The 7,828-nt window shown below is 59.3% G+C and carries 9 protein-coding genes, 1 other RNA gene and 2 pseudogenes; 11 read left to right on the top strand and 1 reads right to left on the bottom strand.

Translation table 11 applies throughout. The features are described from left to right. The 11 genes and pseudogenes from H4Q31_RS21400 to H4Q31_RS19825 all read left to right on the top strand — a co-directional run. Positions 1 to 197, top strand: a pseudogene (locus H4Q31_RS21400) (hypothetical protein); the annotation flags it as partial. Between the two features lie 35 nt (positions 198 to 232). Next, a pseudogene (locus H4Q31_RS19870) lies at positions 233 to 1,485 on the top strand (radical SAM family protein). A 202-nt stretch (positions 1,486 to 1,687) separates the two neighbouring features. Then, positions 1,688 to 1,885 carry a 50S ribosomal protein L31 gene (gene rpmE, locus H4Q31_RS19865; RefSeq protein WP_185180803.1) on the top strand — a complete coding sequence of 66 codons (198 nt, stop codon included), beginning with the start codon at positions 1,688 to 1,690 and terminating at the stop codon, positions 1,883 to 1,885. A 62-nt stretch (positions 1,886 to 1,947) separates the two neighbouring features. After that, the gene (locus H4Q31_RS19860; protein WP_185180802.1) at positions 1,948 to 2,352 is read left to right on the top strand and encodes a hypothetical protein; all 405 of its coding nucleotides are present in this window, start codon (positions 1,948 to 1,950) and stop codon (positions 2,350 to 2,352) included. Positions 2,353 to 2,463: 111 nt separating this feature from the next. Continuing rightward, positions 2,464 to 2,728, top strand: an RNA gene (gene ffs, locus H4Q31_RS19855) — signal recognition particle sRNA large type. Between the two features lie 144 nt (positions 2,729 to 2,872). Continuing rightward, a complete protein-coding gene (locus H4Q31_RS19850; RefSeq protein ID WP_185180801.1) occupies positions 2,873 to 4,009 on the top strand; it encodes an ATP-binding protein in 1,137 nt (378 codons plus the stop codon). A 38-nt stretch (positions 4,010 to 4,047) separates the two neighbouring features. After that, the gene (dnaX, locus tag H4Q31_RS19845) at positions 4,048 to 5,841 is read left to right on the top strand and encodes a DNA polymerase III subunit gamma/tau (protein ID WP_185180800.1); all 1,794 of its coding nucleotides are present in this window, start codon (positions 4,048 to 4,050) and stop codon (positions 5,839 to 5,841) included. Positions 5,842 to 5,876: 35 nt separating this feature from the next. Continuing rightward, positions 5,877 to 6,188, top strand: a complete 312-nt coding sequence (locus H4Q31_RS19840) for a YbaB/EbfC family nucleoid-associated protein (protein WP_185180799.1) — start codon at positions 5,877 to 5,879, stop codon at positions 6,186 to 6,188. A gap of 73 nt (positions 6,189 to 6,261) precedes the next feature. Then, positions 6,262 to 6,861, top strand: coding sequence for a recombination mediator RecR (gene recR, locus H4Q31_RS19835; RefSeq protein ID WP_185180798.1), 600 nt, complete (start codon positions 6,262 to 6,264; stop codon positions 6,859 to 6,861). A 162-nt stretch (positions 6,862 to 7,023) separates the two neighbouring features. Next, complete coding sequence (locus tag H4Q31_RS19830) at positions 7,024 to 7,287, top strand: DUF2508 family protein (protein WP_185180797.1); 264 nt, start codon at positions 7,024 to 7,026, stop codon at positions 7,285 to 7,287. After that, on the top strand, positions 7,284 to 7,550 hold the full coding sequence (locus H4Q31_RS19825; protein ID WP_311771771.1) for a pro-sigmaK processing inhibitor BofA family protein: 267 nt from the start codon (positions 7,284 to 7,286) through the stop codon (positions 7,548 to 7,550). Before H4Q31_RS19830 ends, H4Q31_RS19825 begins: the two co-directional genes overlap by 4 nt. Here H4Q31_RS19825 and H4Q31_RS21395 read toward each other — a convergent pair. Further along, a partial coding sequence (locus H4Q31_RS21395) for a hypothetical protein (RefSeq protein WP_221626920.1) occupies positions 7,547 to 7,828 on the bottom strand: 282 nt, incomplete at its 5' end. The genes H4Q31_RS19825 and H4Q31_RS21395 overlap by 4 nt on opposite strands.

Here is a 7,828-nt window from a genome sequence, read left to right as displayed (position 1 = left end):
CTGCAAGCACGCGCGCCAAGACCAGCGGCGCGTCCGAGCGCACGACGGCGCCGCGCGCGAGATCCGCGGCATCCGCGAACGCGGATGCCGCCCCGGCGGCGCCCGCGCCGGAACCGGCTGAGGGCGCGCCGGCCAAAGCGCCCGCCAAGCGCACGACGACTCGCCGCGTGTCGAAGAACGACGAGCCGCAGGCTTAACGCGCGTCCTTGGCAATAGAAAGGGGCTTTGAACGATGCATCTCGTTTATGCAGATAAGAACAACAATGTTTTCGACCATCCGGATCTCTTGGCCGTCGCGCGAAGCGGCAACGATCTCGTCGAACTGCTCGAAGAAGATCTCATTCCGCTGCCGCCCGGCGCCGCGCTGGTTGGATTGCCATATACCCGCGCCGTCGGCATGGACCCTGACTCGGGCCGCATGGTGCCGCTTCCCGGCGATTATTACGCCGTCGGCGCGCTCCTGCCGCAAGGCTATACGCGCTTCTACGTGCCCGGCTACACGAAGACCGACAAGACGCAGATGCTGCCCTTGTTCGGCTATACCGCCGTTGTCTGGAAGGACGACGGCTTCTACGTCGCCGCTTGCCAGAGCGACGACGCAGAGCGCTGGAACCCGGACAATTGCGACCGCGGCGAAGTGAAGCGCGGCGTCGATCGATTGGTGGAGAAGTACCCGGAGAACCGTCTGTACCAGCATCTGTCCAATTGCGCGCTCGGCTATGAGTGCCTGACCTCTTCGAACACCTTCCTGCAGCGCTGGGAAGGCGGCGTGCCGGCTCGTTCGCCTGCAACGCGGGCTGCTTCGGCTGCATCTCCGAGCAGCCGGACGACAGCGGCTTCGTCTCCCCGCAGACGCGGCTGCAGTTCAAGCCAACGGCGGACGAAGTGGTTGAGATTATGCTGGAGCACCTCCGCGAGCCCGATTCGATCATCAGCTTCGGCCAGGGCTGCGAGGGCGAGCCTTCAACCCAAGCCAAGACGATCATCGAAGCGATCAAGCGCGTGCGCGAGCAGACGCAGATGGGCTACATCAATATCAACACGAACGCGGGCTTGACGGATCATATCCGCGGCATCGTCGACGCCGGCCTTGATCTGATGCGCGTCAGCACGATCAGCGCGCTGGACGATCACTACAACGCTTATTACCGTCCGCGCGGCTATACGCTCGCCAATGTCGAGAAGTCGCTCAAGTACGCGACGGACAAGGGCGTGTATACGTCGATCAACTACCTCGTGTTCCCAGGCGTGACCGACCGCGAAGAAGAGATCGAAGCGATGATCGGCTTCGCGAAGCGCACGGGGCTGAAGCTCATTCAGATGCGCAACCTGAACATCGATCCGGACGCGTACCTGTCGCTCATCCCGCCCGCGCAAGGCGAGGTTTACGGCATGAAGACGCTGCTGGACATTTTCCGCGAGGAGCTGCCGGACGTCGTCATCGGCTCGTTCACCCACGTGCCGCCGCGAACGCAGAAGGCGTAGATCTTATACTCGTCTAAACCGTGTAACTCAGCCAGAGGAGCCGCCGATACCCGTATTACACGCCCAACCCGAGCAACTCCTCTCGCCCCTCCGGATGCACCATTTTTCCGGTTGTTAATTCGGCGCTTAGCGTGATATAATCCATTCATGTGTCTAATACTCTGGATCCGCATGCGATTCAGGGCAGAAAGAGGTGAACGCGTTGAAACAGTCCATCCACCCACAGTATCATGTGACGACGGCGACTTGTGCTTGCGGCAACACGTTCGAAACGGGTTCGGTTCGTCCGAACATCCGCGTCGAAATTTGCTCCGCTTGCCATCCGTTCTTCACGGGCAAACAGAAGTTCCTGGATGCCGGCGGACGTGTTGATAAGTTCAAGAAGAAATACGGCCTGTAAGATTTGGCGGTATAGAAATAAGCCTCCCTTTGCATCCTACCGGATAAAGGGAGGTTTTTTTCATGCACGCTAACAACATAAGGGTGCTGCTTACGTCATTGGCGCTGACTTTGGCCATCTCCGGCGCAATAGCTGGCTGCGGCAATCAGCAGCAGTCTAGCAGCATCAAATCGCAAAGCTACGCGAACGACGGCTATCTCGGCCAGACGAACGCCAATCCCCACATCCCCGGACGGCATATGGCGCTCAGCTACAAGAACGACGGGGTGCTGATGGCGGATGCGATCAAGAACGTGCGCGGCGTCCGCAGCAGCGCGGTCACCTTTAATGGGGCCCAGGCCTATATCCGGATCAAGCTGGACCCAGGCCTTAGCGCGCAGGATACATCGAGGGTTGAGAAGGAAGCCGCGTCGGTGCTGCGATTTAATTTTCCCCGTTACACGGTTCATGTGACTTCCTATAAATAACAGCTAAATAACAGCTGGGCCCGGCAGGCGATCGGCGGTTGAACTTCACTCCGTTAGGGAAACGTTCCCTTCGGTTGCGCTTGCGTCCCGAATTCGTTATACTAAGTCATGCCGTGCTAGACGGGGAGGTAGCGGTGCCCTGTAACTCGCAATCCGCTATAGCGAGGTTGAATTCCTGTCTGAGGTCTTGCCACGCAGGTTCCGGCATGTTTGGTCTCGTGTTGATAGCAGGGTCCTTCGCAAGGGACGCCCATGAACCCGGTCAGGTCCGGAAGGAAGCAGCCGTAAGTGGTCACGTTCTTGTGTTGAAGGGCAGCCTTGCAGGAGCGAGCCGGCATGTCCGGCTGGATGGCAATGATCAGGGACAGGTGCACGGTCCTAATGATGGATATTCCTTACTGAATAGAAGACGTTCATAACACGCTAGATTGAAGACATCTCGGCACAGACACCCCGTGCGCGAGGTGTTTTTTTATATCCATCGGATTGGGACGGGCAGACCGGAGGGTGATGTGTCCATATGGATCATTCGAACAACCGGGTAGTCGACAGAGAGCATTTCCTCAGACGTTTCTTGGATCATGTCATCGGCGACGAGAGCTTTGGGCTGCTGCTGCTGGACCGACGCTTTCGGATCGTGGAGGTAAGCTCCATGGTCTGCGCTGCGTTCGGGAGAGAACGGAGCCAGCTGTTGGGCCGAGAGGCGGGCGGGCTGTTCCGGCGTCTGCCGGATCCGCTGCCGGTCGACCGGTCGCTGCTTCGCGGCGGTTCATTCCGCAATCGCAGCTACACTTGCCGGATCGGCGAGCGCAAGCGCGAGTGGGTGCTCGACGGCGATCTGCTCCGGGATGAGGGGAAGGCCATCGGGGCCTATGTCATTTTCCGAGACGTCACGCACTTGCATGAGCTTGAAGAACAGATTCGAAGATCCGACCGGTTGAAAATGATTGGGGAAGTCGCGGCCGGAACGGCCCACGAGATTCGCAACCCGCTGACGGCGATCAAGGGCTTCATCCAGCTGCTGCAGCGGCCGCTCGCCGAACGGGAGATGAGCCGCGAGCTGGATTACGTCGAGATCGTGCTAACGGAGCTCGAGCGGGTGAATTCGCTGGTAGGCGAATTTCTCCTTCTAAGCAAGCCGAAGAAGGTGGAGCTGCAGCCGATCCGGATCGGGAAGCTGTTCGAAGAGATGCTCCCGATGCTTCGCAATGAAGCGGTTATGCACGGCGTATCGCTGCATTACGAAGTTAAGCCTGATTTGCCGCCCGTCTATGCGGATAAGGAGATGCTGAAGCAGGTCTTTCTGAATCTGGGGAAGAATGCGATCGAAGCGATGGACAAAGGGGGATCATTGATTATACGCGAGAGGCGAAGCCCGTCGGCCTCAGGAGGGGTGACGGTCGACATATGCGATACGGGCCCCGGCATTCCGGAGGATCGTCTGGACCGAATATTCGACCCGTTCTTCACGACCAAGGAGCATGGGACCGGCCTGGGCTTGTCGATCTGCCAACGGATTATTCACGAGCTGGGCGGAAGCATCAGCGTGAGGAGCGGGGCTGGGGGCACGATTTTCTCGGTGGCGATTCCGGCCGCCTCCGTTCCGGGGCAAGAGCTTGTATCCGGCGGTGGAGCGCTTCCGTCCGATGATGTATAATGGAGGGAAAGCCTACAATCCGACGGGAGCGACTTCGAATGGCCCATATCGCTTTATACCGGGCCTTGCGCCCGCAGACGTTCCGCGACATGGTCGGCCAGCCGCACATCGTACAGACGCTGCAGAATGCGATCCGCGAGGATCGTCTGTCCCACGCTTATTTGTTCAGCGGTCCTAGAGGGACGGGGAAGACGAGCACGGCTCGGCTGCTGGCCAAGGCGATCAACTGCGAGCGGGGACCGACGCCGGAGCCTTGCAATGAATGCGAATCATGCAAGCGGATTACCGCGGGTTCGGTGATGGACGTCGTCGAGATCGACGCCGCCTCCAACCGAGGGGTAGAAGAGATCCGCGATATACGGGATAAAGTCAAGTACGCGCCGACGGAAGTCCGGCGCAAAGTGTACATCATCGACGAAGTGCATATGCTGACGACGGAAGCGTTCAACGCATTGCTCAAGACGCTGGAGGAACCGCCGGCGCACGTTATGTTCATGCTCGCGACGACGGAGCCCCATCGGCTTCCGCCGACCATTATCTCCCGCTGCCAGCGCTTCGAGTTCAGACGGGTGTCGCTAGAAGAGCAGGCCGAATGGCTGCAGGACATCTGCCGGAAGGAAGGCATTCGGGCCGAGGACGAGGCGCTGGTGTATATCTCGCGTCTGTCCGACGGCGGGATGCGGGATGCGCTCAGCTTGCTCGATCAGATCTCCTCGTTCACCGGCGGCCAAGTGACGCTTCACGACGCCGTCGAAGCGACGGGCGGCTTGCCGTCTGAGCAATTCGGCCGTCTCGCCGCCGCCGTGAGAGATTCCGATGCCGCGGCCGTGCTGCGCGAAGTCGACGAGATGATGCGCGCGGGCAAGAGCGCGGACAAGTGCCTGGAGCAGCTGATGCATTATTTCCGGGATTTGCTGCTTGCCCAGCTGGCGCCGCAAGCGGCCGCCTCGGCCGGACGGGTCGCCGCCCCCGGCGAGCTTCGCGCCATGGCGGAAGGCTTCCCGCGCGAGCGGCTGTTCTCGATCATCGATGTGCTGAACCGCTATCAAGCGGAGATGAAGTACGCGGCTCATCCGCAGACGATGTTCGAGATCGCGCTGCTCAAGCTCTGCGCCTCCGACGCTGACGCTGCGTCCGCAGACGGCGCTGCGCAAGCCGCGTCAGCTCCGCCGCGCGCATCCGCCGCGGCGGGAGGGGCCGACCTGCAGCGCTTGCAGCAGCAGGTCGCCCACCTCGAGCGCAGGCTCGAGGAGCTGCAGCGCGGCGGCGGCATCGCGTCCGCCTCGGCGCAAGCCGGCGGCGGAGCCGCAGGCGGGCTGTCCGCCCGCGGGCGGGGCTCCGCCCCGGGAGCCGCTCCCGCGAAGAGCCTCCGCTCTCGCGTGAAGCTTGACCCGTTCCTCGCGGCCCGAGGGGCGCCGAACTCGCTGCAGGCGCTGTCCAAGTGGCCGCAGGTGCTGCAGCGCGTGAAGGAGGAACGGGTGACGGTGCATGCCTGGCTCGTCGACGGCGAGCCGGTCTCCTACGCGGACGACACCGTTCTCGTCGCCTTCCGCAATACGATCCACCGGGAGACGACGGAGAAGCCTGCGAACAAGCAAGTGATCGAAGGCGTGTTATCCGCGCTGCTGGGACACCCGACGCAGTTGGCAACCGTCACTCAGAAGGAGTGGCAGGATGCCTTGGCTGCAGGCGGAGGGGCGCTGAGGGAAGAGGCTGCCGCCGAAGAGCTTCGGCTCGTTCCCGAGGATGGCGGCGAACCGGCTGGCGAACCGCTGGTGGATGAGGCGGTCCGCTTGTTCGGAGAAGAGCTTGTCGTTATCAAGGATGAATAAGCTAGATTTAAGACGACTTGAGGAGGCGTATGATAATGAACAACATGAACCAAATGATGAAGCAAGTGAAGAAGATGCAGGAGCAGATGCTGAAGGCCCAAGAAGAGCTCGGCTCCAAGACGATTGAAGGCTCCGCCGGCGGCGGCGTCGTGACCGTACAAGTGAACGGGCACAAGAAAGTGCTCAGCATCAACATCAAGCCGGAAGCGGTTGATCCGGAAGACGTTGAGATGCTGCAGGATCTGGTTCTGACCGCTGTGAACGACGCGCTGACCAAAGCCGACGAGCTGGCTAACAATGACATGGGCAAATTTACCGGAGGCATGAAGATCCCCGGCCTGTTCTGATCAAGCGACATCGGACGCTGCGGCGGCGGTACGCCGTTCGTCGCGGCGGCTGAATAGAGGAGTATGAGAAGCTTTGTTCTACCCCGAACCGATTGCCAAATTAATTGACTCATTCTCCCGCCTTCCGGGCATAGGTCCCAAGACAGCTGCCCGGTTGGCGTTTTATGTTTTACGGATGAAGGAAGAAGACACGATTGATTTCGCTAAGGCGCTCGTCAACGTGAAGCGGCAGCTGACCTATTGCTCTGTATGCTGCAATATTACCGATACCGATCCTTGCAGGATCTGTTCCGATAAGACGCGCGACCAATCGGTCATCTGTGTCGTTCAAGAGCCGAAGGATCTGGTCGCCATGGAGCGTACGCGGGAATTCAGCGGCCTCTATCACGTGCTGCACGGCGCAATCTCGCCGATGGATGGGATCGGGCCGGACGATATCCGCATTGCGGAGCTGCTTCGCCGGCTAAGCGATGAGAAGGTGCAGGAGATGATTCTTGCCACCAATCCGAACATCGAAGGCGAAGCGACGGCGATGTACTTGTCCCGCCTCGTGAAGCCGTTCGGCATCAAGGTGACCCGTATTGCACACGGACTGCCAGTCGGCGGCGACTTGGAGTATGCCGATGAAGTGACCTTGTCCAAAGCGCTGGAAGGCCGCCGCGAACTCTACTAACGTTTTACCTGCCCTAATCATTTCGGATATCAAACGCCCTTCGGGGCGTTTTTATTTTGGATGATGCCTGGCTCCCGGCCTGGACTTCTAATTGAAGAATCGCAGACATATGCATGGTATAGGGTTGTCTGCATGTCCATCATGTCCGAGGAGGGGGTTGCCGTGCCGCTTATAGGCAGGCGGAAGACCAAGGCGGTCTTGAATGTGGAGAAAATGCGCATCGTACAGGAGATCCGGGATACGGAGCGGGAGTGCGCGGCGGCGCGCAGCCGGTTCGAGGAGGCGGTGGAGACTGAGCAAGTCGATTATGCCATCTACTCGCTTGAAGCGGCGGAGAAGAAGCTGGACATCCTATTGCGCAAGGCCAAGCTGATGTGGAGCAAGCTTGATCACGACGAAGAAGAAGATTGGAGGATATTCATGTGAGATCGATATGGCTAATCGTATTCATCGTCTCGTCATGTACGCTTCTCTATTTGATGGCGCGCCGGAAGCTTCCTCGCGGATTCTTCTCCAGATTCGGCACTCATCTGGTGCTGTCCGCGTTGGCCATCTATGCGCTTAACTTCTCCGGCTGGATAACGGGATGGTACGTGCCGCTGAATCCGGGGACGATCGGTACGGTTGCCGTTCTGGGGCTTCCTGGCGTCGGATTGGTGCTTGGGCTGCAGCATTTGATCCTGACTTAAATTTCAAATCCGATTTTGTGCGGGAAACGGTTGACTGAGGCCTTGCGGATATGGTACATTAACTCTCGCGCCAAAACGGCGCTGATGAATCGCAAGCGAATGGCTGACGAGTTGGAATAAATTACTTGTTGCAATGAACTGGCCGATTGTGATACATTATAAAGGTCGCTGTTACGACAACGACGAGTTAGAGAAGCAAAGAACTTGTTCCTTGAAAACTGAACATCGAGCGTAATCGATTCGATCATGGATCGGATCAACGGACCCTGTCGAACTTG

This window comes from Cohnella lubricantis, assembly GCF_014212015.1.
Lineage (GTDB): Bacteria > Bacillota > Bacilli > Paenibacillales > Paenibacillaceae > Cohnella > Cohnella lubricantis.
Note: the sequence above shows the minus strand (reverse complement) of the source record. Positions and strands in the feature narration are given on the sequence as shown.

Excerpts from the sequence above, each read along its gene's own strand:
- H4Q31_RS19840 (WP_185180799.1), top strand. The coding sequence starts at position 5,877 with ATGAACAACATGAACCAAATGATGAAGCAAGTGAAGAAGATGCAGGAG.
- H4Q31_RS19860 (WP_185180802.1), top strand. The coding sequence starts at position 1,948 with ATGCACGCTAACAACATAAGGGTGCTGCTTACGTCATTGGCGCTGACT.
- H4Q31_RS19850 (WP_185180801.1), top strand. The coding sequence starts at position 2,873 with ATGGATCATTCGAACAACCGGGTAGTCGACAGAGAGCATTTCCTCAGA.
- dnaX (WP_185180800.1), top strand. The coding sequence starts at position 4,048 with ATGGCCCATATCGCTTTATACCGGGCCTTGCGCCCGCAGACGTTCCGC.